This window comes from Streptomyces sp. NBC_01341, from assembly GCF_035946055.1.
Lineage (GTDB): Bacteria > Actinomycetota > Actinomycetes > Streptomycetales > Streptomycetaceae > Streptomyces.
In genome coordinates this window covers 6,863,366-6,887,319 of sequence record NZ_CP108364.1, presented here as the reverse complement: position 1 = coordinate 6,887,319, position 23,954 = coordinate 6,863,366, and the positions used below count along the sequence as shown (strand labels likewise).

The following is a 23,954-nucleotide window of genomic DNA, read 5'->3' as shown; positions in this document are numbered from 1 at the left end:
CACGACCGTGCCCGGTGCGCGCCGCTTCCGGCGGCGGCTGGAGCGCACGGGGGCGCCCAGCCGGAGCCGCATCACCGAGACAATTCTCGCGAGGGAGCTCCCATGACCGCGAAGCAGGTCGCCACACTCGCCCCTCCGCCCAGGGGCGCACCGCCCCGCGACGGAACACCGGACACGGGCGTCGAGGCGGATCTCGCCGAGGTGCTGGCCGAGGTCATGCACCTGGACCATGTGGCGGCCGACAGTACGTTCTTCGACGACCTGGGCGCGGATTCCCTGGTGATGGCTCACTTCTGCGCGCGGGTGAGGAAGCGGGCCGACCTTCCGTCGGTCTCGATGCGGGACGTCTACGCACACACCACCATCGGAGGTCTGGCCTCCGCCGTGACGGCCGTCGCCCCACGGGCCCCGGCCGAGCCGACGCCCGCAGCTCCGCCCGTCACGGCGCCGCCCGCTGCCACCGGCAGCCCGAGGTACGTCCTGTGCGGGACGCTCCAGTTGCTTGCCTTCCTCGTCTACTCGTGCTTCGTCGGGTTCATCGGGGTCGAGGGGTACGAGTGGATATCCGCCGGTTCCGGCGTGCTCGACGTGTACCTGCGCTCCGTCGTCTTCGGTGCGGGGGTGTTCCTCGGGCTGTCGCTCCTGCCGATCGTGGCGAAGTGGGTGCTCGTGGGGCGCTGGAAGCCCGCACGGATCCGCGTGTGGAGTGCTGCGTACTTCCGGCTCTGGATCGTCAAGACACTCGTACGCTCCGACCCCCTCGTGCTCTTCGTGGGCTCGCCGGTCTACACGCTCTACCTGAGGGCGCTGGGAGCCCGGATCGGGCCCGGCGCGGCGGTCTTCTCCCGTCACGTGCCCCTCTGCACCGACCTGCTGTCCGTGGGGGAATCCGCGGTCGTCCGCAAGGACTCCTTCTTCACCTGTTATCGCGCCCGTGACGGCGTGATCGAGACCGGCCCCGTCACGCTCGGGAAGGACGCGGTGGTCGCGGAGGCCTCGGTGCTCGACATCGGGACGTCCCTCGGCGACGGCGCCCGGCTGGCTCACGCGTCCTCCCTGCACAGCGGTCAGGCGGTACCCGCCGGTGAGCACTGGCACGGTTCACCCGGGCAGCGCGCCGACACCGCGTACCAGGTGGTGGAGGACGTGCCCTGTGGTTCCGTACGCAGGTCGCTCCACAGCGTCGCGCAGCTGCTGACCGCCCTGCTGGTCTATCTGCCGCTGGCGGTGGGCGGGATCGGGATCCTGCTCGCCGAGGTGCCCCAGCTCTCCGGGGTGCTCGAACCGGGGCCGTCGATCCTCACGTCGTGGGTGTTCTACCGCGACGCCCTGATCGCCTCGTCCGCGCTGCTGTTCGTGATCGCGCCGCTCGGCTTCCTCGTGCTCGCCGTCGTCCCCAGGCTGCTCGGCCGCACCATCGTGCCGGACAGGGTCTATCCCCTCTACGGCTTCCACTACGGGGCGCACCGGGCGATCACCCTGCTGACCAACCGCCGTTTCCTGACCCGTCTGTTCGGCGACAGTTCGGCCGTCGTCCCGTACCTCCGGCTGCTCGGGTACGACCTCTCGCGGGTGGAGCAGACGGGGTCGAACTTCGGTACCGAGGTGAAGCACGAGACGCCCTACCTGAGCACGGTCGGGACGGGGACGATGGTCGCCGACGGGCTGTCGATCAACAACGCCGAATTCTCCAGCACGTCCTTCCGTGTCTCCCGCACAGCCGTCGGTCCGCAGAACTTCCTGGGCAACAGGATCGCGTATCCCGCACGGGGCCGGACCGGGGCCGACTGCCTGCTGGCGACCAAAGTCATGGTTCCCGTGGACGGCAAGGTCAGGGAAGGCGTCGGCCTTCTGGGTTCGCCCGCCTTCGAGATACCGCGTTCGGTGCGGCGGGACAGCAGTTTCGACCCTATGAAGAGCGGCGAGGGACTGCGGAGCGGCCTGGCCGCCAAGAACAGGCACAACGCCGCCACGATGGGCCTGTACCTGCTCGTTCGCTGGATCTACGCGTTCCTGGTCACCCTGGTCGTGGCGGGTTCCGCCGAGCTCTACACCTCGGTCGGCACCGTGGCGTTCGCGCTGGGCAACATTCTCGTGGTGCTCGTCAGTGCCGCGTACTTCGTCCTCGTGGAACGCGTGGTGACGGCCTTTCACCCGCCGGCTCCGCTGTTCTGCTCCATCTACGACCTCCGCTTCTGGCGGCGCGAGCGCTTCTGGAAGGTCCCGTCGGAGATCTACCTCCAGCTCTTCAACGGCACACCCTTCAAGAACGTGATGTGGCGCCTGCTGGGCGTACGCATCGGGCGCAGGGTCTTCGACGACGGCTGCCACCTGACGGAACGCACGATGGTGTCCATCGGGGACGGCTCCACCCTCAACACGGGGAGCGTCGTGCAGTGCCATTCGCAGGAGGACGGCGCCTTCAAGTCCGACAGTTCGGCCATCGGAGCCGGCTGCACGCTCGGGGTGGGTGCCTTCGTGCACTACGGCGTCACGCTCGGCGCCGGGGCGACGCTCGCTCCGGACTCCTTCCTCATGAAGGGCGAGTCGGTCCCGGACGACACCCTGTGGGGCGGCAATCCCGCCCGCCAGATCACCCGGGCGGCCACCCGGGGCGAGGAGGCGACACGATGAACACGCCCGCACGCACCGGCAAGGAGTACTGGCGCGAGGTGCTCTCCGCAGGCGGATCCGCCCCGGTGGCCCCGTGGACGCGCGCCCCACGGCCCGGAACGGCCGTGGCCGAGGCCGTCGTCCCCGCCGCCCTCGTCCAGGCCCTGGACGGTCTGACGACGTCGATGCGGGTCTCCAGCACCGCGCCGCTGCTCGCCGCGCATGCCAGGGTGCTGAGCTCGCTGACCGGGGAATCGGCCGTCGCCACGGGCTATGTCGCGGACGCCGCCTCCGGACCGCTGCCGTGCCGGCTGGTCACCGGTTCCGGCTCGTGGCGCACCCTGGTGGTGCACGCGGACCGTGCCGAGTCGGAGCTTCTGGCCCACCGGCACTTTCCGGTGGAGGCACTCCGGGAGGAGCTGGGTCTGCCCGTCGTCGCACCGCGGACGGTGTTCGACCCGACGGGCGGCGGCGGACCGGTGCGGGGCTGCGCGCTGCAGGTTTCGGTCCTGCGACGTGACTCCGCCTCCGTGCTGCGGCTGAGGTACGGGACCGACGTCATCGACGACGCGTACGCGAACAGGATCCTCGGTTACCACCTCACCGCCCTCGAATCGATCGCCTCCGGTCCGGACGCGGCACACGGGCGGCAGAGCCTGCTGTCCCCCGCGGAGGTCCGCCATCAGGTGGACGGTCTCGCGGGCCCGCGTCGCGAACTGCCGGACCTGCGCTTCCACCAGCTGTTCGAGCAGCGGGTCCGCGCCCACCCGGACCGTGTCGCGGCGGTTCAGGGTGAGCGGCAGTGGACGTACCGGCAGCTCGACGACCGTGCCAACCGGGTGGCACACGCTCTTCTCGGTGAAGGTCTCGGCCGGCAGGACGTCGTCGCGGTGGTGGCGGAACGCAGCCTGGAGTGGCTGGCCGCGGTCGTCGCGGTGTCCAAGGCCGGCGGCGTCTACCTGCCGGTGGAACCGCACTTCCCGGCCGGCCGGATCACCTCCGTGCTCAGCCGCGCGGACTGCCGGCTGGTGCTCACCGAACCCGGCAGCACCGCGACCCTCGGCCGGGCCGTGCGGTCTCTGCCGGGGGTACGCACCTTCCACATCGGCGCACTCTGCGAGGACGGCGACTCCTCCGCTCCCCGCGTACCGGTCGCGTCCGGAGATCTCGCGTACGTCTTCTTCACCTCCGGCTCGACCGGCGAGCCGAAGGGTGCGATGGTCGAGCACGCCGGAATGCTCAACCACCTCCTCGCGAAGATCGCCGATCTGGAGATCGGCGAGAACGACGTGGTCGCCCAGACCGCGCCCCAGTGCTTCGACATCTCCGTGTGGCAGCTCCTGTCCGCACTGCTGGCCGGCGGGCGCACGCTCCTGGTCGGCCAGGACGCGGTCCTCGACGTGGAGCGGTTCGTCGGCACGCTGGCCGACGGGCGGGTGGGGGTTCTCCAGGTCGTCCCGTCCTACCTCGACGCCGTCCTCTCCTTCCTGGAGCGGCACCCACGCGAACTGCCCGGCCTGCGCCGCGTCTCCGTCACCGGCGAAGCCCTGAAGAAGGACCTCGTCCGGCGCTGGTTCGCCGCCATGCCCGGTATCCCGCTGGTCAACGCGTACGGCCTGACCGAGACGTCCGACGACACGAACCATGCGGTCATGGACCGGGTTCCGGACACGGACGGCGTCCCGATCGGCCGCCCAATCGTCAACGTACGGGTCTATCTCGTCGACGAACACCTCTCCCCGGTTCCGCTGGGCGCCCCGGGCGCGATCGCCTTCTCCGGTGTCTGCGTCGGCCGCGGCTACATCAACGATCCCGAACGGACTCGGGCGGCGTTCCTGCCCGATCCACACCATGCGGGCGAGCGCCTGCACCTCGGTGGTGACTACGGCAGGTGGCTTGCGGACGGGCAGCTGGAGTTCCTCGGCCGCCGGGACGCCCAGGTCAAGATCCGTGGCTTCCGGATCGAGATCGGCGAGGTCGAGAACGCTCTCGCGCGGATTCCCGGTGTGCGCGAGGCGGCGGTGGTGGTCACCGGGGAGGACGGTCGGGAACGGCAGCTGGCCGCCTTCTACACCGGCGAAGGCGCAGCGGGCCCCGCGGCCGTGCGGGACCGGCTCTCCGAGGCCCTGCCGGCGTACATGGTTCCGTCGGCCTTCCACCGGCTGGAGACCGTGCCACTGACCGCGAACGGGAAGGTCGACCGTCGCGAACTGTCCGCGCGCGCGGCCGCGTCGGACGCCCCCGCCGTCCGCGAGGACGACAGCCTTCCGCACACTCCCACCGAACTGCGGCTGGCGGCGGTATGGGCCGACGTGCTCGGTGTGCCCCGGAGTCGCGTGGGCCGCCGGGACAACTTCTTCGACCGCGGAGGCACCTCTCTCACGGCGGTCAGGGTCGCGATCTCCCTGGACCGGGAGGTCTCGCTCAAGGACCTCGTGCGACACCCCGTACTCACCGACCTGGCCTCACTCGTGGACGAACGTTCCGCCTCGTGAACCGATCACAACACTGAGGAGATCACGATGACTTACCTGGACACGACCGCACAACCGCTCGACGTGGCGCGCGAGCCAGGCACATCCGCACTGCTGCGGGTCAAGGAGGCGGACGGCGCGGCCGGATGGGCGGCGGGAGCCCGCGACGAACTGCGTGCCGCACTCGCCGAGCACGGCGCCGTCATGGTCCGCGGGCTGGGCCTGCGCGACGCGGACGGTGTCGCCGAGGTGCTGCGCGGGCTGGCCGTCGAGCCGGTGACCGAGCGCGAAGCGTTCGCCGCCCGCCGGACCCACTCCCCCGGCGTCTACTCGTCGTCGGCGTGGCCGCCCAACCAGCCGATGTGCATGCACCACGAACTCAGCTACACACACGGCTTCCCCGGACTCCTGCTCTTCGCCTGCCTCTCCGAACCCGCCACGGGTGGAGCCACGGGCCTCGCCGACGCCGCGGACGTCCTCGGCGACCTGCCGGCCGGACTGACCGAGCGGTTCGAGCGCGACGGCTGGCTCCTGACCCGCAGCTACAACGGCGAGATCGGGGCGACGGTGGCCGAGGCGTTCGGGACCGACGACAGGGAGACCGTCGAACGGTACTGCCAGGACCAGGGCATCTCCTGCGACTGGCAGCCGGACGGCGGGCTGCGCACCACCCAGCACCGCGGCGCGGTGGCGTCCCACCCGGCCGACCGACGGCGCTGCTGGTTCAACCAGATCGCCTTCCTCAACGAGTGGACGCTCGCACCGGAGGTCAGGGAGTACCTGGTGGACGAGTACGGGCCGGACGGCCTCCCCTTCAACACCCGTTACGGAAACGGCGACCCCATCGGCGAGGAGGTCGTGCGGACCATCAACGCGGCCTACGAGAAGCACACCGTGCGCCGGCCCTGGGAGGCAGGAGACCTGCTCCTCGTCGACAACGTACGGACCGCGCACAGCCGGGAAGCGTACGAGGGGCCCCGCGACGTCGTCGTGGCCATGGCCGCTCCCGCCCGTCCGGACACCCGGGCGCCGTCGATCCAGGAGGGACCGCGATGAACAGGGAAAACCACACCGCCACGGCTTCCGCCGCCGAGGACGTCACCGTGCCGTCGTTCGCCGTCATCCCCGGCAGCCAGGTCCGCCATGCCCTCGACGGGCGTGAGAAGGAGATCGTGGAGGTGGTCGAGGCCGCCTACCGGCTGCACGGCGCCGGACGGACGGTGAACCCGCCCTCCTCGTTCCTGCGCTTCCCCGACCGCCCCACCTCCCGGATGATCGCGCTGCCCGCTTCCCTCGGCGGCGAGTCACCGGTCGACGGGCTGAAGTGGATCTCCAGCTTCCCGGCGAACGTGCGGTCCGGCGTCCCCCGCGCCTCGGCCGTACTGATCCTCAACGATCCCGCCACCGGCTACCCGTTCGCCTGCCTGGAGAGCTCGATCATCAGCGCGACCAGGACCGCCGCCTCCGCCGCGTCGGCCGCCGACCGGCTCAGCCGCGACCGGCCACGCCCGACCCGTGTCGGGTTCTTCGGCACGGGCCTGATCGCCCGCTACATCCACACGTTCCTCGAAGGCTCCGGCTGGTCGTTCGACGACGTCGGGGTGTACGACCTGTCCGCGGACAGCGCGGCCGGCTTCCGCCTCTACGTGGAGCAGTCCGGCGGCGCGGGCGCCGTCACGGTGCACCACGACCCGGAGGAACTGATCCGCACGAGTGATCTCGTCGTCTTCGCGACCGTGGCCGCCGAGCCCCATGTGCACGATCCGGCGTGGTTCGACCACAACCCCGTCGTACTGCACGTGTCGTTGCGGGATCTCGCCCCTCAGGTCCTGCTGGCCTCCACCAATGTCGTGGACGACATCGGACACTGCCTCCGGGCGGCCACCTCTCCCCATCTGACGGAACAGCTCACCGGTAACCGGGACTTCGTCCTGGGCACCCTGGACGACGTGATGGCGGGGCGGGTGACTCCGGCGAGGGACCGGCCGGTGATCTTCTCACCCTTCGGCCTCGGAGTGCTCGATCTCGCGGTCGGCGGCTACGTCTACGACCGGGTAGCCCGTTCCGGCGAGCTCGGCGTCGTCGACGACTTCTTCCACGAACGGCGCCGCTACGGATGACAACCGCCCCCGGGGGCCCGGGACCAGGCCCGCCCATGGACCGCGTACCGATCAGAGGAGGAGTTCGTCGTGTCGGTCATCACCGATCCTCAGGCCTTCAACGAGGAGGAGCTGTATGTGGACGTCGAGTCTGTCTTCGGCCACCCACTGCTTCTCAAGTGCGAGGGTTTCAATTTCGCCGGCTCGGTCAAGCTGAAAGCAGCCACGGAGATGGTGGCCGCGGCCGAACGCGACGGGACCCTGAAGCCCGACTCCGTCCTCGTCGAGTCCTCGTCAGGGAACCTCGGCGTGGCGCTGAGCATGATCGCGGCGAGCAAGGGCTACCGGTTCGTCTGTGTGACGGACGCCCGCTGCAACCTCGCCACACGGCTGATGATGGAGGCCCTGGGCGGCGAGGTCCACATGGTGGCCGGCCAGGAGGCCAACGGCGGCTTCCTCGGCGCGCGGCTGGACTACGTCCGGCGCCTGTGCGCGTCCGACGACCGTTGCGTGTGGCTGAGCCAGTACTCCAACCCGGCCAACTGGAAGGCCCACTACCGGACGACCGGCCCCGAGATCACGCGCGCCTTCCCACAGCTGGACGTCCTGTTCGTGGGTGCCGGGACCACCGGAACGCTGATGGGCTGCGCGCGCTACTTCCGGGACAGGAACCGGGACGTCGAACGCCCCGTGCGGGTCGTGGCGGTGGACAGCGTGGGTTCCGTGGCCTTCGGAGGAACACCCGGCCGACGGCTGATCCCCGGTCTCGGGATGAGCATGCGGCCGCCGCTCCTGGACGAGTCGTACGTCGACGAGGTGGTGCTGGTCGAGGAGGCCGACACGATCCGCGCGTGCCGGCGCCTCGCCAGGCGCGGCTTCCTCTTCGGCGGCTCCACCGGCACGGTGGTGAGCGGGGCGATCGACTGGCTGGCCCACCACGGGACGCCGGGTCTCACCTCGGTGGCCGTCGCGCCCGACCTCGGTGAGCGGTACCTCGACACCGTGTACCAGGACAACTGGGTCCAGGACCTGTACGGCGAAGGGCCGTTGAAGACGGCCGGGCACGCTCCGGCGGCGTCCCCGTCGGGCCGGCCCGCACCGTCCGAGCTCGCACCTGACGCTCCGCCGGACATCAGCGCGTCACGTGAGGGGCTTGCCGTGAACCCCAGGTAGGTCCCCCGCAGCGCTCAGACGCGCTCCAGGGGGCGATGCGGGAGGGGAGGGAGCTCGACCCGGACGGAGTCGAGGGGGCGGACGGGGCCGCCCCGGCGTACCACGGTCATGATTCCGGCCTTGAAAGTGAACTCGCCCGATACCGGGTCCAGGGCGAAGACCTCACCGAGCAGGCCCTGCCGGAAGTCGTTGATCTTCGCGCACGGGTTCCGCAGGCCGGTCACCTCGAGAACGGCCTGCGCACCGAGGTGCAGCAGGGTGCCTTCGGGCAGTCCGAGCAGGTCGACACCCCGGGTCGTGATGTTCTCACCGAGACCGCCCGCAGTGACGGCGAACCCCTTCAGCGCGAGCTCGTCGAAGAGTTCCTCGTGCATGAGGTGGACCTGGCGCAGGTTCGGCAGGTCCGGTTCGTAGGTCATGCGGAACTGGTGACGGATCGTCGCCCCCGCGTGCACGTCCCCTTCGACGCCGAGGCCGGCGAGCAGGGTGATGGCCTCACGGTTCGGTTTGCTGAACGAGTACGTCGCATTGCTGCTGACGGCTGTCACCCGGCCCATCACCCTGCACCCACCCGTCCTCGGAACACATGCCGGTCAGACTGTAAGGGAGCGCGCGAGGGGCCATTGCGCCCGCCCCTGGGCACACCCCGAGCACCTGCCCTCGACGGCCTGTGTCCCATGACGCCGGTGCGCCGCCCCGGTCTGCCGCATGTCGGATAAGAGGGTCGGAGTCGGGGTAGTACGGCTGATGGCTCCTGTGGTCGCAGGGGCCGGGGCGCGCTCGACGAGGGCTGCTCCTGGGATGGGACGAAGGAAGAACGGTATGGCGAGCGGCACCGTGAAGTGGTTCAACTCCGAAAAGGGCTTCGGTTTCATCTCGCAGGAAGGCGGGGGCCCTGACGTCTTCGCCCACTACTCGGAGATCAACGGCTCCGGCTACCGCGAGCTGACGGAGGGCGAGCACGTCACCTTCGACATCGGCCAGGGGCAGAAGGGCCCTCAGGCACAGAACATCGTCCGGGGCTGACCCGGACGGGCACCGAGGGGTGTGCGGCTGCCGTCCGCGCAGCCGCCACACCCCTCGGCCGCACGTTCGCCCTCACCGAGTTCACTGCCGGCGATGTACGGAAGCCAGTCCGGCAGACTGCCGAATCCGCCGATGAGTTTCCAGACACGGTCCGGCGGGACGGGAATGCGGACGGACGCACTGGTCGTGGCCATCAGGTTCTCCTTGTGAGTGTGCGGGGGAGGGTCAGCTCCTGGGTACAGGGGCGTGGAGGGTCAGCTCGTGGGTACGGGGGCGTCGGCGGCGATCAGCCTCTCGTCGCGCAGCGCCGCCCAGAAGTCAGCGGGAACCCGCTCGCTCAGAGCGGCGACGTCCTCGGCGATACGGCTCGGCCTGGTGGCGCCGGGGATGGCGGCGACGGTTGCCGGGTGGGCGAGCGAGAACTGCAGGGCCGCGGCCTTGATACCGACGCCGTGGCGCTCGGCGAGAGCCTTGATCCGCTCCACCTTGGCGACGATCTCCGCAGGTGCTTCCTGGTACTCGAAGTGGCGGCCTCCGGCGAGGACGCCCGAACTGTAGGGCCCGCCGACGACGATGTCGACGTCCTGCTCGGCGGCAGCGGGCAGGAGACGCTGCAGGGCACGGCTGTGGTCGAGAAGGGTGTAGCGGCCGGCGAGGAGGAACGCGTCAGGCTTCGGCTCGTCGAGGTCGAGGGTGAGTTCCAGTGGCTCAACCCGGTTCACGCCGAGGCCCCACGCCTTGATGACGCCCTCGGCGCGCAGCCTCTCGAGGGTGCGGAACGCGCCGGTGCGGGCGGTCTCGTAGAGCGCGAGCCACTCGTCGCCGTAGAAGTCCTGTGCGATGTCGTGCACCCAGACGATGTCGAGGCGGTCGGTCTTCAGCCGGGCGAGACTGTCCTCGATGGAACGCATCGTCGCGTCGGCCGTGTAGTCGTTCACCATCGTGTTGGGGCGGCCGTGCTCGAAGAGGCCGCCCTTCTCACCGAGCTCGCGGGCCGCGGGGTCCTCGACCTCGTCGAGGATGACGCGCCCCACCTTGGTGCTGAGGACGAAGGCTTCCCGGGGGTGGGAGGCAAGGACCTCGCCCAAACGGATCTCCGCCAGGCCCGCGCCGTAGAAGGGGGCGGTGTCGAAGTAGCGGATGCCGTGGGCCCAGGCGGCCTCGACCGTGGCGGCCGCCTCCGCGTCGGGGATGGCGCGGAACATGTTGCCCAGCGGAGCAGTCCCGAAGCCGAGCGGTCCGGAGAGGAGGGGAGCGATGCCCATGAGGTGATTCCTTACGGGAGGGATTGGTTCCGACGTCGTTTCATGCGATGTGCGATGGTTCGTCGGTCTTACGTGTTCGAGGTTAGGATCGATACTTGAGACTGTCCAAGACACGCTTGGACTGAGTTGAGTCCCCCGAGGTCTGACATGCTTGACCTGCGACACCTTCGCTATTTCGTGGCCGTCGCCGAGGCTGAGCACGTCGGCCGTGCCGCGGAGGAACTGCACATCTCACAGTCACCCCTCAGCCGGCAGATCGCCCAGCTCGAGAAGAACCTGGGCCTCACCCTGTTCGAGCGGAGCCAACAGCGCATCCGTCTGACCGCCGACGGCAAGGTCTTCCTGACCGAGACGCGGGCCCTGCTGCGCCACGCGGACAGACTGGAGAACCTCGGCCGCCGTCTGGGGCGCGGCGAGGAGGGCGGTCTGTGCATCGGATACGTCGCGGACGCCATGCACACCGGTGTGCTGCCGGCGGCGCTGCGCGCCCTCCAGGAGGACCGCCCCGGCATCCACGTCTCGCTCTACAGCCTGACACCCGAGGAGCAGTTCGTGGGGCTCAGACAGCGCAGCCTCGACATCGCCCTGGTCCAGCGGCCGCCCGCAGGGGACGACCCCGACCTTCTCGCGGCCCCGCTGCTGGAGGATCCCCTGCTCCTCGCCCTGCCGGCGCGGCATCCGCTCGCCGGCCGCGAGGAGGTCGAGGCGGCCGATCTGGACGGTCTGCCGTGGATCGCGGTCGAGAGTTCCGGCGAGCCGGGGGCGCGGGACGCGTTCGTGGCCTCATGCGTGGCCTCGGGCTTCACACCGGACATCCGCCTCGACGCGCCCGACCCCCTGACCGCACTGGGACTTGTCGCGTCCGGCCTCGGTCTCGCGCTCGTCCAGCGGAGCATGGTCCGCGGGACCACCGACGGCGTCGAGGTGCGCGAACTCCCCTGGCACCAGGAGTCCGTGCACCTGTGGGCCGCGTGGCACCGGGTCGACCTGCGGCCCGTGGTGGCGTCGTTCCGCGAGACGGTACTGACCGGGCGCACAACCGGCTCATGACGCGGCCGCCGCGTGCTGGGCACGGCGTGCCCGGCCCTGGAACTCCCGGCCCGTCGGGCCTGCCGGCCGAGCCGGGCCGAGCGTCTCGCGGATCACGCCGTGGCCTCCGGCGTGCCCGCGCCGACCCTCACCACGTTCACGGACGTCCCCTACTACAGGCGCTGCGGCTTCCGCACGCCGGCCGAAGACGAACTCGGTCCCGGACTGCGGGAGATCCGCCGGCAGGAAGCCGCCCACGGCCTGGACCGGTGGCCCCGGGTCTGCATGCGCCGCGACGTGTGAGGCCCCGTCCCGGTGCCGCCCGGCGCGCGGCGCACGCGACGTCCGGTGCCCGTCGGCAGTGTCGTACCCCGTCGTTACGCTCAGGTCATGAGTGTCTCTCTCTACTACACCGCGAGCAGGGCGACGCCCCTGACAGATGCCGAGGCGGCCACCGTCGCCCGAACCGTCGCCGCCCGTGAGTCGTCCTTCCCGTACCGGGACGAGGAAAGCCTGTACCTGTACGAGAACGGCGGGGGTGAGCCGAACGACATCCTGGCCGGGTCAACCAAGATGCCGTTCCACCCCGGCCGAGCCCTGCCGGTGATCGCCCATGTGCTCGGCTCCGTCACCGAGTTGCGCCGTACCCTGCCGGATGCGGAATGGCGCGTGCACATGGACGACCTCGATGTCCCGTGGGACGAGTACGGCGGCTACGCCCTCCCCGGCATGCGCGATGCGGACCTCGCGGCCGAGCCGGGCGAGCTCTGAGAGACCGGCCGCCGTGGCCTCATGGACCGGTGGCCGCAAGCCGGGTGCGGTCCGCAGAGCCGGCCAGGGGGCTCTCCACCGCGTCGGCGGGCGAGCCTGCCGCATGGGACCCGGGGCCGGGCCGCACCAGGCTCGCCGTCATGACGAACCGGTCCAGAAGGACCGGCCCTCGCAGCCGGCTGTTTCCGGGACTTCGTCGCCTGGGCGTGGCGCCGGATCGGCACCGGGCTCAGGGGCTGTCCGCCTCCCAGGCCCAGCGATCGCGTCCCGCAGCGGTCGGCCCGTACACGGCACGGCCGCCCGAGCCGAATTTACCCAGCTCCGTGCCGAGCGCGGCGCCCACCGCGAGGCGGTCCTCGGACCAGCCGGTGACGTCCAGGAGCAGGCCGTCCAGCGGGCCGCCCACCAACTCCACGTAGACGTGCCCAGGCCGGGGTCCCGGATCGGGGTCGTCGTGGTCGGCGCCGTAGACGCGCCGCCTCATCAGTTCGTCCATGCCCCCAGCATCACAGCCACCACCGACAGTCCTCCGTGGAGCGGTCGCGCCGGGGACCGTCGCTCGCGGTACCTGGGTCGGGAACAGACCCCGGCAGGCGGGGCGCAGGGCGGGTGAATCGTCACAGTGCGGCCCCCGCTGGCGTTTCGGGGCGCGCGGAGACGCCTGCGTGGGTGACGGTGGACCTCTCCGGACCGCGCCGTGGCGCTGCGCCACGTCCGGCCCGGCCGAGGACGATCCGTTCGGCCAGGTGTGCTGGCCCTGCTGAGGAGGCTCCATGAACTGGACACTCGAGGTTGTTCCGGTCCCTGTCACCGACATGGACCGCGCGAAGGAGTTCTACACGGAGAAGGCCGGCTTCAAGCTGGACCTGGACGACGAGGTGGCACCCGGGATGCGGATCATCCAGCTGACTCCCCCGGGCTCCCGGTGTTCGATCGCCATGCTCCAGGGCATGCCGGCCCTTCCCGGCGCGAAGGTGATGGCTCCCGGCACGTTGCAGGGGCTCCAGGTCTGTGTCACCGACATCGAGGCGGCTCGGAAGGAACTGGTCGGCCGGGGGGTGGACGTGTCCCCGATCAGGCACGTGGGCGCCACGGGCTGGGAAGAGGGCACGGGCGACACATGGAACTCGTTCATGTCCTTCGCCGATCCGGACGGGAACGGCTGGGTGGTCCAGCAGGCTCCGTCGGAGCTGGCGGAGCGCTGACGGACCGTCGGAGGCGGGCAGAGGGCACGGTGGTGCGGGTCCGCCCGCCCCGGCGGGTCAGGCGTTGGGGTCGAAGGGGATGCCCGCGGGCTTGGCCTTCTCCAGGTGGTAGTTGAAGTTGCCGTCCTTGAGGCCGAAGACCGCGCTCCCGAAGTCGGCCTGGCTCAGCCGGTCACGCAGTCCCGCCGGATAGCCGTTCCAGCCCACGAGCGCGGGGAAGCGCCACGTCCCGTAGTGGTTCTCCGGCGGTTCGTCGTTGGAGTTCGCGGGCCGGAAGCAGTGCGTGCCCAGGCCGTCCTTGTGATAGACGACCTTGGGATGGGTCCCGTCCCACCGGATCGCGTCGCGGCCGTACACGTTGAAGTTGCCGTGGGCCGAGGTGGAGACGTAGCGGGCTTCGTTGTTCTGTACCCACACCACGACGTGTTCCCAGTCGTGCCGGTGTCCGCCGAGTCCGCTGCCGGCCACCGCCTGGTCCTTCTCGAAGTAGAGCCCGAACATGACGGCGCACCAGCCGTTGTTGCACTTCGAGCGGGCGTAGCCGTTGGTGTTGTCGAGGTCGACCGCGTCGCGGCAGCTTCCGTTGACGGCACCGGTGGTGTTGAGTCCGGGGGCTATCGTGCCGTCGGTGCCGATGGCGGGTGTGGGGTAGCAGCCGTCCGTGTCGTAGTCGAACGCCGGCTGGAACGTCTGCTCCGTCCCGTCCGCGTTCGCCGGCAGCGCGCCGGGCGGGTCGGCGAGCGCGCTGCCGGCGGTTCCGATGACCAGCACGAGGGCACTGGTGACGACGAGCGAGGCCTTGCTGATCGGTGCGCTGATTTTCACTGCATCCTCCGGGTCGGCGCGTGGCGGGGACACGCGGCTACGCTTGGCATGCCCATAGCAAGCACCCTGAACCCCACCGGCCCCGGAACGTCCGATGACGGATCCGGGGCCGGCCGATGCACAGTCAGATGCACGACGAAAGGATCACGTGGAGCGCGGGCCGCCTCGGAGCACCGTCAGCGGCGCCGCGCAGCCGAAGGCGGGGCGACCGTGCCCCCCTGAGCAGCCCGGCCGGGGCGCAGCGTCCACGGCACCGGATCGGTGTTCGTCAGCCATTCGTCCGCGACGAGCCGGCGAACGGCGAAGATGCGCAGTTCGCGGGACATCTTGCCCCAGCCGAGCCCCTTGCACAGTTGCCTGACCGAGGGCCCGTGACCGTGTGCCGCGCGGAACGTGGCCGCGAACTCGGCCGCTTCCGGTCCCTGACCGGGACGCCCGGCCACCCATGTCCCGTAGGCCGCGCGCACCTTCTCGTCGAACTGGGCGGGAACCGCCTTGCGCATGAAGGCCTCGGAGACCCTCGCGGTCGACAGAGCACAGTCGGGGCAGCCTTCGACGGCCTCGACGTGGCGCCGCAGGGCGACGCTCACTCCGTCCTTCCACTCGTCCCAGGTCGGCGGCGGCTCCTCGCGCGCCCGGGGAGGTACGACAGGCCGGGGCCGCATCCCCGCCAGATGCCGGACGGAGTCCCCCAACAGGTACCGTTCCCCGTCCAGTTCCGAGATGAAGCCCTTGGCGATCAGCTCGGGCAACGCGGCCCGGCAGACTTCGGGCAGGTTTGCGGGGAGCGTGCCGTAGTCGTCGGCCGGCCAGTGGGCAGCCAGATGGAGCGCGGCCAGCCGGGCCGCGGACGAGGTCTTCTTGACCGGCTTGGCGGACATGGTCCGGCCTGCCCAGCCCGACACCCGGGAGCGCATCACCTTGCCGAACGGGAGCCGACGCTCCGGCCCGCCCGCGAGGTCGGGCACGCCGATCCCCACGGGAGTGACCAGGTCGTCCCCCAACAGTCTGTCCTGCCCCTGCCAACCGAGGGCGGAGAGGCCGGTCACCGCCGCCCCGGCGTCCGCGAGGCGCAGGGCACGGAGGTCCTGACCCGTGATGTTCCCGATGCCGCTCCGCGCCGCACGGATGGCGACGACGACAGCGAGGAGCTGGGCGTCCGCTTCCTTCAGAGGGAGCGCGCTCGCGTAGGCCAGCAGTGTCCGTGCCGCCTGCCCTTGATCATGCGTCAGCAGAAAAGGAGGGGCGGCGGGCTTCACGACCACGGGCGCAGGAGGATGGGGTGAGCGGGAAGAAGAGGGAGGCACACCCTCTACAACGCGTGCGGGGGCGCGAGGTCACTCCGCCGATCACGTGGGCGGGCACGTGACGCCCCGAGCAGGCCGTCGCCGCAAGCACGTCCAGGGGCCGCGTCCTCACCGGATTATCGATACGCCCCGACGGCAGCAGGTGTATATCGTCGCCGGATGACCGCCCTCCAACGCCTCCGCCCCGATCACGCTCCGGCGCTGCTCGTCTTCGAACGGGAGAACCGCGCGTACTTCGCCGCTTCGATTCCCGACAGGGGCGACGAGTACTTCACCGGATTCGCTTCGCGTCACGCCGAGTTGCTGGCCGAACAAGCGGCGGGAATGCACCACTTCCACATCCTGGCGGATGACGACGGGGCCGTGCTGGGCCGTGTCAATCTCGTGGACGTCGCCGAGGGTTCGGCCGAGCTCGGCTACCGCATCGCCGAGCGGGCCGCCGGACGGGGCCTGGCCACTGCCGCGGTGCGCGAGGTCTGCGAACTGGCCGTCTCCCAGTACGGCCTGATCGGACTCACGGCCCGCACGACCCGTGACAACGAGGGCTCCAGGACGGTGCTCGCGCGGACGGGGTTCGTGGAGGCCGGGACGATCGCACTGATGGGAAAACCCGGACTGCGCTTCGACCGCGACCTGGCGGAACCGGTCCGCGGCGCAGCCCCGCGCTGACGGGACCATAGCCGCTCCGGCCGCGACCCGACGGAAGAATCCAGGGCCGCTCCGGCCGCGCCCTGACGCCCCCGGCGACGAAGACCTGGACGTGACGCACAACGGTGACGGACCGCGAGGCGGTCCGCCACCGTTGGATGGGTTCGGGGTGCGGTGGTCAGTCGTCGTCGACCTGCTCGTCAGTGATCGTGCCCGTGGCCGCGTCCACGTCGAAGGTGGCCTTGTTCCAGCCCTTGGTGACCACGTCCACCATCCAGACAACGGCCTGGCTGTCGTTCTCGTCGAGTGCGACGGAGGTGACAGTGCCCTTCTGCTTGTCCGTGGCGATCTTGGCCGCCTGCTGGGGCGTCTGCTTCGCCTGGGCGAGCCGGCCTGCCAGCTCCTGCTTGTCGGAGTCGCTCTGATCCGCGTCCGGCACGGAGTCGATGACCCTTCCGGTCACCGCGTCGATGGTCACGATGTGCGCGGTGCCGTCCTTCTCGGCGACCTCCGCGACCCACCTCGGGTCGGTGGAACTGCCGCTCGGGCTCGGGCTGCCGGAGCCGCTCGGGCTGGCGCTGCCACTGGGGCTGGCGCTGCCACTGCCCTCGGGGCTGGGGCTGGCGCTGGAGTCGTCATCGTCGTCGAGGCCCTCGAGGTCGATGTCGGTCAGCTTGCCACCGGACACCTCACCGACAGCCGTCGTGGCGGCCTTGTCGAAGGTGACCTTGACGGTGGAGAGCACGTCCTTGCGCTTGGTCTGGTCCTCGGTCAGCTGCGCCGTCCCGGAGGGGCTGACACTGCCGGAAGGACTCGTCGTCTGCTTCGGAAGAACCTTCGCGGCCTCGGAGGTCTCGGCGGCGGTCTTGTCACCGCTCTCCTGCCCGCAGCCGGTCACGAGGGTGGCAGCAAGGGCGACGCTCAGGACGCCGACGACGCGGAGCCGGCGCGTGCGCGAGGAAACGGTCATAGTGCGACGGGTCTCGAATCTCATACCCGCATGCCTAGCCGCCCCGGCGAACAGTCATGTTGTCCCACCGGCGGGTGTCACCCGATCGACGGCCCCGTCCGCCCATTCGCCGTGGCCGTACACCGGAGGGCCGGAGACCTCCGGACACACCGATGACGCCGGTCCGGAGGGAGCGGCGTCATCATGGGGCCGGAAGGCGAAGTACCTGCCACTGCGGGTCCGGGCGTCACCGCGCGGTCCGCACAGCGCCTCAGGCGGTCAACTGCACCTCGGAAGGCGCCGCCGCCGTACCCAGAGATCCCGCCGGTGTCAACGGGCGCAGCTGTGCGGCGGCGACCGCGAGGGCGTCGGGGACGGTCCTCGTCCCGGTGGTGACACAGAGGGTGTACGAGACGTCCTCGAGGGTGCGGCCGCTCTCGGAAGTACCCAGCCGTGCATGGGCGCTTCGCGCCGTCTCGTAGCGCTTGACGAGATTTCGCAGCGTTGCGGGATTGGCCATCAGCACGGCAGTTCCTCTCCACGGGGCGGCCGGGAGCCCGTGGGCCCCGCGCCGACGAAAACCGATCGCGCCGGCGGTTCCGCCTGGCGCCGTGGGCGGCCGTGCGAAGCGACAGCACGCGTCCGAGCCCTTGCAGACGATGGTCGCCCGGGCTCACCCATTCCGCATCCGCAATCACCGAGGGTCACACGGCCGTTCTCCCCCGAGCGTCGTGCTCCCGGGTGAGAAACAATGGGAGTGACGGGCCGGCGGCTGCCGCACGAGCCCGGGCGGAGGTCGACATGGAGTATCCGGAGAGTTACGAACTCATCTTCCAGGCGGCGGGCGCCACTGACGACGTGGTGATCGTCCATCTGACGGCACGTTCCGGCGCGGGTGGCTACCCGGTCTACGCGGACGAGACGGGCATCGTGCGTGCCGAGATCAGCGAACGCGGCGAGGTGCGCATGCAGGCCAGCGGAGGTCACCAGGTCCTTGGGGTTCCGCTGCTCGCCCGCCCGCTGAGCCACGGAGCGGCGGGACCCGGCACCGACTGACGCACGTCCGGCATCTGCGTGGTGAGGCCCCGGAGTTCCGTTCACGCCCACTCGTCGTCCGATTACGTTTACTTCAGCGATTCATGGCCGTAGCCTGCCGATGAAACCACAGACTCGGGCATGAGACGGAAACATATCCACATGTACGCACCGGAGCGGCAGCAAGAGATCCTCCGTATCGCGGGCGAGAGCGGCCGCGTCGACGCGACGCCTGGGCGCTGAGCGCGTACTCCGAGATCAACGCGGACATCGTGGTCCTCGCCACCGACGGCTTCTCGCCCGAGGGGGGCCTGACCACGCCGGACCTGGCCGAGGCCGCCGTGAAGCGTACGGTGATCGCGGCCGCCCGGAGGGTGGTGCTTCTCGCCGACTCCGGAAAATACGGTCAGAGGCACTTCGCCAGGTTCGGCGATCTCTCCCACGTGGACCTGCTGATCACCGATACGGGGCTGAGCCCCGAGGACGCCCGGGCCATCGAGAACCTGGGCACGGAAGTAGTACGCGCATGATCGTGACCGTCACGCCCAACCCGAGCCTGGACCGCACCTACGAGCTGCCCGGGCTCGTCCGCGGCGCCGTCCTGCGCGCAGCCTCGGACCGCGTCGATCCCGGCGGTAAGGGGGTCAACGTCTCGCGCGCCGTCGCGGCGGCCGGACACCGCACCGTCGCCGTCGCGCCGCTCGGCGGGCCCGAGGGTGCGCTGCTCGCCCGGCTGCTCGGTGAACACGGCGTCGAGGCCGCCGGCGTGGAGATCTCCGGCAGCACCCGGGTCAACATCACCCTTGTCGAACCCGACGGCACTCTCACCAAGGTCAACGCGCCGGGGCCCGAGATCACCCCGGCCGAGGCCGGGCGGCTGCTCGACACCGTCCGGGACCGGTCGGCCGGCGCGGACTGGATCGCCTGCTGCGGGAGCCTGCCCCGTGGACTGCCGTCGCGCTGGTACGCCGAACTGGTCTCCCGCAGCCACCGTGCCGGAGTACGGATCGCCCTCGACACCTCGGGCGCGGCGCTCTCCGCCGCCCTGGGCGAACAGCCCGACGTGGTGAAGCCGAACACGGAGGAGCTCGCCGAGGCCGTGGGCCGTCCCCTCACGACGGTCGGTGACGCACTCGGGGCGGCGCGGGAGCTGTGCGGGCGCGGAGCGCGCTCCGTGCTCGCAAGCCTGGGCGCCGCGGGTCAGTTGCTGGTGGAACCGTCCGGAGCCTTCTTCGCCGCCGCCCACGTGCCTGCCGTACGCAGCGACGTCGGGGCGGGAGACGCGTCACTCGCGGGGTTCCTCGCCGCCGGCGGCACGGGCAGGACGGCGCTCGCCGCCGCTGTCGCCCACGGAGCCGCGGCCGTGCGGCTGCCCGGAAGCGTCATGCCGTCGCCGGCCGATCTCGATCCCTCGGCGGTGACCGTCAGCGCCGACATCCCCGTGGACCTGGTCCTGAAGCAGCAGGCCCCGTGAAAACCCCGCCACCGTCCGGCCGGACGACGTTCCCGCCCCCGACGAGGGCGCGATCCCGTGGACACCAGGAGCGTGCTGTCGGTGCTCGACCTGCCCCCGGTTCGGGTTCCGCTGGTGCTGTCCCGCCAAGGCGAAGACGCGCCCGAGGCGTGGAGGTGCTGGCTACCCTTCTCGCAACGGATCTCGACCGGAAGGACTGAGCGTGGAGCAGACCTGGGACCCCGCCGGCGCAGGGGTGATGACGCTTCCCTCGGGACGGCTCGTCCGCGGACGTGGTCTGAGGCGCCCCCTGCCGGAGGGGCCGGTACCGGCCTTCGCCGTAGTCCTCCTCGGCGGACCGCCGCCCGCGGTCACCTGGGAGTCGCGGTGGGTGCGCTGGCCGGACTTCCGCCTTCCTGCTGACAGACGGGCGGCCCGCGCCGCACTGGAGGAGGCGTGGGCCCGGGCCGCGGCGGAACGAGTGGAGTTCGCCTGCTGGGGCGGGCGCGGAAGGACCGGCACGGCCCTCGCCTGCCTGGCCGTGCTGGACGGGGTCCCGGCGGCGGACGCGGTCGCGTTCGTCCGCCGCGCCTACCACCCCAGGGCTGTGGAGACTCCCTGGCAGCGACGCTACGTGCGCGGCTTCGCAGGCAGCTGATGTCGTGGTGCGGAGGTCACTCGACCGTGTGCGGAACCGGAACCGTGGCTCCGCCGCCGGCGCGCACCGCCTCGACGACGCTCTGATGGAATGACCGGCTGGCTTCCTCGGAAGGACACGGCACCGGGCTCCCGGCCAGTGTGAACCAGTCCGAGGCGCCGCTGAACTGCACGGCGACCTCTGCCTGCCCTTCGGTCCAAGTCGTGTGCACGGTCAGATCACCGCTCACGACACCTACCTCTTCGGTGCGCACTCCGCCGGTTCCCGCGAAGACACCGAGGGTGGTCCACGATGCCCAGTTCATGACGCGTCGCCTTTCGGGACGGTGACAAGCCTGTCTAGCGGACTGCTTTCGAGTATGGCACCGGGAACGTTCACTCGCACGGGTGTGCCCGTGAGTATCCGGCCGGTGACGCGGCGATGCCGGTCAGGGATGCATGGACGCGCCCTTGAGGATCTTGTCGACGGCGTTCCGCGGCCCGTACACGGCCAGTCCCACCAGATCCAGCCCGCCTCGCGGAACGGCCCGGACGGCCGCCCTGTTGGCCTTGTCGTGGCCGGTCGAGAACAGGTCGGAGGTGAACACGGCCAGAGCCGCCCCGCGGCTCACCGCCCTGGTGTGCGCGCTGGTGAGCAGTTCCTTGGATCCGGCGAACACGAGGACGGGCTGGCGGAACATGGGCAGGTAAGGGGTGTCGTCGGCGTCGGCGTACGGTTCGCCGATCACCTCGGGAACCTGCGTGCCGAGACCGCTCACCAGGAAAGCGGTGACGTTCAGGCGCTGCCAGGTCTCCAGGTCGTCGCGGAGCAGTACCGCGATCCTGGTCTCGAAGCGTACGGGTGCGTTGTCATCGGTCATGCGGACAGGCTGCCCGGCCGCACGGTGTGGGTCTTGTACGAAATTTGCGTCATGGGCGACCGGCCGCCCTCTGTAAGGTGCACGCATGGGTGCACGTCCGGACATCACCGCGTGGCGTCCGCGGGTCGAGGGGATCGACGAGGTCTTCCACGCGCACTTCGCGGACCACTCCTACCCCATGCACACGCACGACGCCTGGACGCTCCTGATCGTCGACGAGGGCGTGGTCCGCTACGACCTCGACCGTCATGAGCACGGAGCGCCCAGCTCGGTCGTGACCCTGCTGCCTCCGCACGTCCCGCACAACGGGGGCGCCGTGACCCCCGCGGGATTCCGCAAGCGCGTCCTGTACCTGCACACCGGGCAGATCGACGCGGACCTCGTCGGCCGCGCGGTGGACCGGCCGGTGCTGCACGATCCGCCACTGCGGCACCGGGTGCACCAGCTCCACCGCACCCTCGAACGGCCCGGCGACGAACTCGAGGCGCAGAGCCGACTCGCCCTCGTCCGCGAACGCCTCGCCGGACATCTGCGCGACGAACTCGGCGTGCGGCCCCGGGTATCCGACCGCGGAGTCGCGCACGCGCTGCGTGACCTGCTCGACCAGCACGTCGTGGAGGGACTCGCCCTCCGCGAGGCGGCCGAGCGCCTCCACTGCCATCACGCCCATCTGGTACGGACGTTCAGCCGCGAGTTCGGCATGGCTCCGCATCAGTACCTGACGGGTCGCCGTGTGGACCTGTCCCGGCGACTGCTGCTCGGGGGCATGCGCGCACCCGACGTGGCAGCCGCGGCGGGGTTCTACGACCAGTCGCACTTCTCCCGGCACTTCAAGCGAGTGGTGGGTACGAGTCCGGGGCACTACGCGCGCGGGGGCGCAGCGGCCCTCTAGCGGCGCTGCAGCGAACCCCGGACGAAGGCCGCTTGCCCGGCATGCTGCAGGTCGTCGGAGATGACGCTGACCAGCCGCACGCCCAGGGTGACGGGCGGCGACCACGCCTCGTCCACGACCCGGTCCAGAGCATGGCCGTCCAGATCCCTCACGAATGCCATGGTCCGCTCGTGCACGGCGTCGAAGTACCCGAGGAGGAGGTCGCCCGACGTCACCCGCACCGAAGCCACCTGCGCGCTGGTGTGGCCGTAGCCGGTCGAGCCCCTCTCCAGTGGCAGATCGAAGCGGCGGCCCCAGTCCTGGAACCAGAGCTGCTCCGTCCCCGCCGCGTCGGCGATGTGGTCGTCCTGGACACGTGTGAGGTGCCAGACGAGCCAGGCGATCGAGTTCGCCCCCTCGTCGAGCCTGGCGTTGAGGTCCTCGGGGGGAAGTCCCTCGACGGCGGCGTGCACCGTCTCATGAATGCGTTCGAACGCGTCGGCGAGAAGCCCTGCACAGTTCATCCAGCCACCATGACCGGTCCGTGCACGGCACCAGGAGTGCGACACGCGGCCGGCCCGGGTGGCGGGCCGCATCGCACGGCGGGCGGATCAGGCGTGCACCGTGTGGAGCCACTTGGTCAGGAGCGCGTTGACCTCCGCGGCACGCTCCTGCTGGATCCAGTGTCCGGCTCCCTCGATGATGTGGGAGGAGATCAGGCCGGGCAGCGTGGTGGGGTAGGCCGCGATCGCGTCTGCCATCCAGGTCGTCGAGGAGTCGAGGCCGCCTCCGATGAAGAGCGCGGGACTCTTGAGTGGGGCCCCCGCCCAGACCGAGAGGTCCTCCCAGTCCCGGTCCACGTTGCGGTAGCGGTTGAGGGCGCCGGTCAGGCCGGTCCTGCCGAAGTCTGCGCTGTACACCTCCAGGTCCTCGTCGCTCAGCCACGAGGGCAGGGCGCCGCCGGTGAACCGGTCCCGCATGGACGCTCCGGCGGGCACGAAGAAGGGGCTCGGGGCGCCGGGCACCGCCATCGTGTCGCCGGACAGCGAGGTGTAGAAGCCGGCGAGCCAACCCCGTACGTCGGGGTCGATCTCCGCCTCGGCGCGGCCCGGTTCCTGGAAGTAACTGACGTAGAACTCCTCGTCGCCACCAATGCGTGCGAACCCGTCGGTGGGCCTGACCGGGTTCCAGGGCGCGTAGGGGACGCTGAGCATGCCCACCGCGGTGAACACGTCGGGGCGGAGCAGCGCACTGTTGGCGGCGATGGGCGAGCCCCAGTCATGGCCCACCACCGTCGCCGTCTCCTCCCCGAGTGCGTGCACGACGCCGACGTTGTCGGCGACGTGGGCCGTCATGCGGTAGGCGTCCACGGAGTGAGGGGCCGAGGAGCGCCCGTAGCCGCGTACGTCGAGGGCGACCGCGCGGTAGCCCGCCGCGGCGACGGCCGGGAGCTGGTGACGCCAGGAGTACGACGTCTCGGGGAAGCCGTGGATCATGAGCACGAGCGGGCCGGTCCCCTGTTCCAGGAGGTGGATCCGGCCGCCGGGGACGTCCACCAGGCGGTGGACCGCCCCGGGGACGGCGCTGGAGGGCTCGGCGGCGGGGACGGGCTGCGGCATGGTTCTCCTCGTGTTCCCGGGGCGCGTCTGCCGGACCATCATTCGGCGGGCGGCACGTCCTGGACAAGGCAACTT

At 70.6% G+C, this 23,954-nt stretch carries 25 protein-coding genes and 3 pseudogenes; 16 read left to right on the top strand and 12 right to left on the bottom strand.

All coding sequences use genetic code 11. The features are described 5' to 3' along the window. Positions 1–102 precede the first annotated feature (102 nt). From OG206_RS30340 to sbnA, 5 genes are all read left to right on the top strand, one after another. Positions 103–2,634: a Pls/PosA family non-ribosomal peptide synthetase gene (locus OG206_RS30340; protein ID WP_442805918.1), complete on the top strand. Its 2,532-nt coding sequence runs from the start codon at positions 103–105 to the stop codon at positions 2,632–2,634. Further along, entirely contained in the window at positions 2,631–5,108 is a 2,478-nt protein-coding gene (locus tag OG206_RS30335; RefSeq protein WP_327121742.1) for a non-ribosomal peptide synthetase, read from the top strand. The genes OG206_RS30340 and OG206_RS30335 overlap by 4 nt, the downstream gene beginning before the upstream one ends. A gap of 27 nt (positions 5,109–5,135) precedes the next feature. Continuing rightward, a complete protein-coding gene (locus tag OG206_RS30330; RefSeq protein WP_327121740.1) occupies positions 5,136–6,143 on the top strand; it encodes a TauD/TfdA family dioxygenase in 1,008 nt (335 codons plus the stop codon). After that, a complete protein-coding gene (sbnB, locus tag OG206_RS30325; RefSeq protein ID WP_327121738.1) occupies positions 6,140–7,207 on the top strand; it encodes a 2,3-diaminopropionate biosynthesis protein SbnB in 1,068 nt (355 codons plus the stop codon). Before OG206_RS30330 ends, sbnB begins: the two co-directional genes overlap by 4 nt. Positions 7,208–7,276: 69 nt before the next feature. Further along, positions 7,277–8,359: a 2,3-diaminopropionate biosynthesis protein SbnA gene (sbnA, locus tag OG206_RS30320; RefSeq protein ID WP_327121736.1), complete on the top strand. Its 1,083-nt coding sequence runs from the start codon at positions 7,277–7,279 to the stop codon at positions 8,357–8,359. A 14-nt stretch (positions 8,360–8,373) separates the two neighbouring features. On the opposite strand, the gene OG206_RS30315 is transcribed toward sbnA, so the two are convergent. After that, the gene (locus OG206_RS30315; RefSeq protein WP_327121734.1) at positions 8,374–8,919 is read right to left on the bottom strand and encodes an MOSC domain-containing protein; all 546 of its coding nucleotides are present in this window, start codon (positions 8,917–8,919) and stop codon (positions 8,374–8,376) included. 262 nt (positions 8,920–9,181) lie between these two features. On the opposite strand from OG206_RS30315, the gene OG206_RS30310 reads away from it, so the two are divergent. After that, complete coding sequence (locus OG206_RS30310) at positions 9,182–9,385, top strand: cold-shock protein (protein WP_327121732.1); 204 nt, start codon at positions 9,182–9,184, stop codon at positions 9,383–9,385. Between the two features lie 62 nt (positions 9,386–9,447). On the opposite strand, the pseudogene OG206_RS30305 reads toward OG206_RS30310, so the two are convergent. Both OG206_RS30305 and OG206_RS30300 read right to left on the bottom strand, forming a co-directional pair. After that, a pseudogene (locus OG206_RS30305) lies at positions 9,448–9,579 on the bottom strand (SRPBCC family protein); the annotation flags it as partial. Positions 9,580–9,639: 60 nt separating this feature from the next. Then, positions 9,640–10,650, bottom strand: a complete 1,011-nt coding sequence (locus OG206_RS30300) for an aldo/keto reductase (protein WP_327121730.1) — start codon at positions 10,648–10,650, stop codon at positions 9,640–9,642. A 147-nt stretch (positions 10,651–10,797) separates the two neighbouring features. Here OG206_RS30300 and OG206_RS30295 point away from each other — a divergent pair, with 147 nt between their 5' ends. From OG206_RS30295 to OG206_RS30285, 3 genes and pseudogenes are all read left to right on the top strand, one after another. Continuing rightward, positions 10,798–11,700, top strand: a complete 903-nt coding sequence (locus tag OG206_RS30295; protein ID WP_327121728.1) for a LysR substrate-binding domain-containing protein — start codon at positions 10,798–10,800, stop codon at positions 11,698–11,700. Positions 11,701–11,814: 114 nt separating this feature from the next. Then, positions 11,815–11,982 (top strand): annotated as a pseudogene (locus OG206_RS30290) (GNAT family N-acetyltransferase); the annotation flags it as partial. Positions 11,983–12,069: 87 nt separating this feature from the next. Continuing rightward, positions 12,070–12,450, top strand: a complete 381-nt coding sequence (locus OG206_RS30285; protein ID WP_327121726.1) for a hypothetical protein — start codon at positions 12,070–12,072, stop codon at positions 12,448–12,450. A gap of 229 nt (positions 12,451–12,679) precedes the next feature. On the opposite strand, the gene OG206_RS30280 is transcribed toward OG206_RS30285, so the two are convergent. Then, positions 12,680–12,946, bottom strand: a complete 267-nt coding sequence (locus OG206_RS30280; RefSeq protein WP_327121724.1) for a hypothetical protein — start codon at positions 12,944–12,946, stop codon at positions 12,680–12,682. A gap of 277 nt (positions 12,947–13,223) precedes the next feature. Between OG206_RS30280 and OG206_RS30275 the strand changes: the two genes are divergently transcribed. Next, entirely contained in the window at positions 13,224–13,655 is a 432-nt protein-coding gene (locus OG206_RS30275) for a VOC family protein (protein ID WP_327121722.1), read from the top strand. A gap of 57 nt (positions 13,656–13,712) precedes the next feature. On the opposite strand, the gene OG206_RS30270 is transcribed toward OG206_RS30275, so the two are convergent. Both OG206_RS30270 and OG206_RS30265 read right to left on the bottom strand, forming a co-directional pair. Then, positions 13,713–14,480, bottom strand: a complete 768-nt coding sequence (locus OG206_RS30270; RefSeq protein ID WP_327121720.1) for an NPP1 family protein — start codon at positions 14,478–14,480, stop codon at positions 13,713–13,715. 176 nt (positions 14,481–14,656) lie between these two features. After that, positions 14,657–15,745 carry a hypothetical protein gene (locus OG206_RS30265; RefSeq protein WP_327121718.1) on the bottom strand — a complete coding sequence of 363 codons (1,089 nt, stop codon included), beginning with the start codon at positions 15,743–15,745 and terminating at the stop codon, positions 14,657–14,659. A gap of 201 nt (positions 15,746–15,946) precedes the next feature. Here OG206_RS30265 and OG206_RS30260 point away from each other — a divergent pair, with 201 nt between their 5' ends. Continuing rightward, positions 15,947–16,456: a GNAT family N-acetyltransferase gene (locus OG206_RS30260; protein WP_327121716.1), complete on the top strand. Its 510-nt coding sequence runs from the start codon at positions 15,947–15,949 to the stop codon at positions 16,454–16,456. Between the two features lie 157 nt (positions 16,457–16,613). Here the strand turns inward: OG206_RS30260 and OG206_RS30255 are convergent, their stop codons facing one another. Together OG206_RS30255 and OG206_RS30250 are read right to left on the bottom strand one after the other, a co-directional pair. Next, complete coding sequence (locus OG206_RS30255) at positions 16,614–17,429, bottom strand: PepSY domain-containing protein (RefSeq protein WP_327121715.1); 816 nt, start codon at positions 17,427–17,429, stop codon at positions 16,614–16,616. A 226-nt stretch (positions 17,430–17,655) separates the two neighbouring features. Then, positions 17,656–17,910, bottom strand: coding sequence for a DUF5133 domain-containing protein (locus tag OG206_RS30250; protein ID WP_327121713.1), 255 nt, complete (start codon positions 17,908–17,910; stop codon positions 17,656–17,658). 275 nt (positions 17,911–18,185) lie between these two features. Between OG206_RS30250 and OG206_RS30245 the strand changes: the two genes are divergently transcribed. From OG206_RS30245 to OG206_RS30230, 4 genes and pseudogenes are all read left to right on the top strand, one after another. Then, on the top strand, positions 18,186–18,440 hold the full coding sequence (locus tag OG206_RS30245; RefSeq protein ID WP_327121710.1) for a DUF6296 family protein: 255 nt from the start codon (positions 18,186–18,188) through the stop codon (positions 18,438–18,440). A 182-nt stretch (positions 18,441–18,622) separates the two neighbouring features. Continuing rightward, positions 18,623–18,949, top strand: a pseudogene (locus OG206_RS30240) (D-beta-D-heptose 1-phosphate adenosyltransferase); the annotation flags it as partial. Beyond that, complete coding sequence (gene pfkB, locus OG206_RS30235) at positions 18,946–19,893, top strand: 1-phosphofructokinase (RefSeq protein WP_327121708.1); 948 nt, start codon at positions 18,946–18,948, stop codon at positions 19,891–19,893. The pseudogene OG206_RS30240 and the gene pfkB, both read left to right, overlap by 4 nt. Before the next feature lie 202 nt (positions 19,894–20,095). Then, entirely contained in the window at positions 20,096–20,530 is a 435-nt protein-coding gene (locus tag OG206_RS30230) for a protein-tyrosine phosphatase family protein (RefSeq protein WP_327121706.1), read from the top strand. A 16-nt stretch (positions 20,531–20,546) separates the two neighbouring features. Here OG206_RS30230 and OG206_RS30225 read toward each other — a convergent pair whose 3' ends face one another. Both OG206_RS30225 and OG206_RS30220 read right to left on the bottom strand, forming a co-directional pair. Beyond that, on the bottom strand, positions 20,547–20,834 hold the full coding sequence (locus tag OG206_RS30225; RefSeq protein ID WP_327121704.1) for a hypothetical protein: 288 nt from the start codon (positions 20,832–20,834) through the stop codon (positions 20,547–20,549). 123 nt (positions 20,835–20,957) lie between these two features. Continuing rightward, on the bottom strand, positions 20,958–21,389 hold the full coding sequence (locus OG206_RS30220) for a DUF2000 domain-containing protein (protein ID WP_327121702.1): 432 nt from the start codon (positions 21,387–21,389) through the stop codon (positions 20,958–20,960). An 85-nt stretch (positions 21,390–21,474) separates the two neighbouring features. Here OG206_RS30220 and OG206_RS30215 point away from each other — a divergent pair, with 85 nt between their 5' ends. Then, positions 21,475–22,281, top strand: a complete 807-nt coding sequence (locus tag OG206_RS30215) for an AraC family transcriptional regulator (RefSeq protein WP_327121699.1) — start codon at positions 21,475–21,477, stop codon at positions 22,279–22,281. On the opposite strand, the gene OG206_RS30210 is transcribed toward OG206_RS30215, so the two are convergent. Next, positions 22,278–22,784, bottom strand: a complete 507-nt coding sequence (locus OG206_RS30210; protein ID WP_327121697.1) for a mycothiol transferase — start codon at positions 22,782–22,784, stop codon at positions 22,278–22,280. The two genes, OG206_RS30215 and OG206_RS30210, sit on opposite strands and share 4 nt — an antisense overlap. A gap of 87 nt (positions 22,785–22,871) precedes the next feature. Beyond that, complete coding sequence (locus OG206_RS30205) at positions 22,872–23,879, bottom strand: alpha/beta fold hydrolase (RefSeq protein ID WP_327121695.1); 1,008 nt, start codon at positions 23,877–23,879, stop codon at positions 22,872–22,874. Positions 23,880–23,954: the final 75 nt, after the last annotated feature.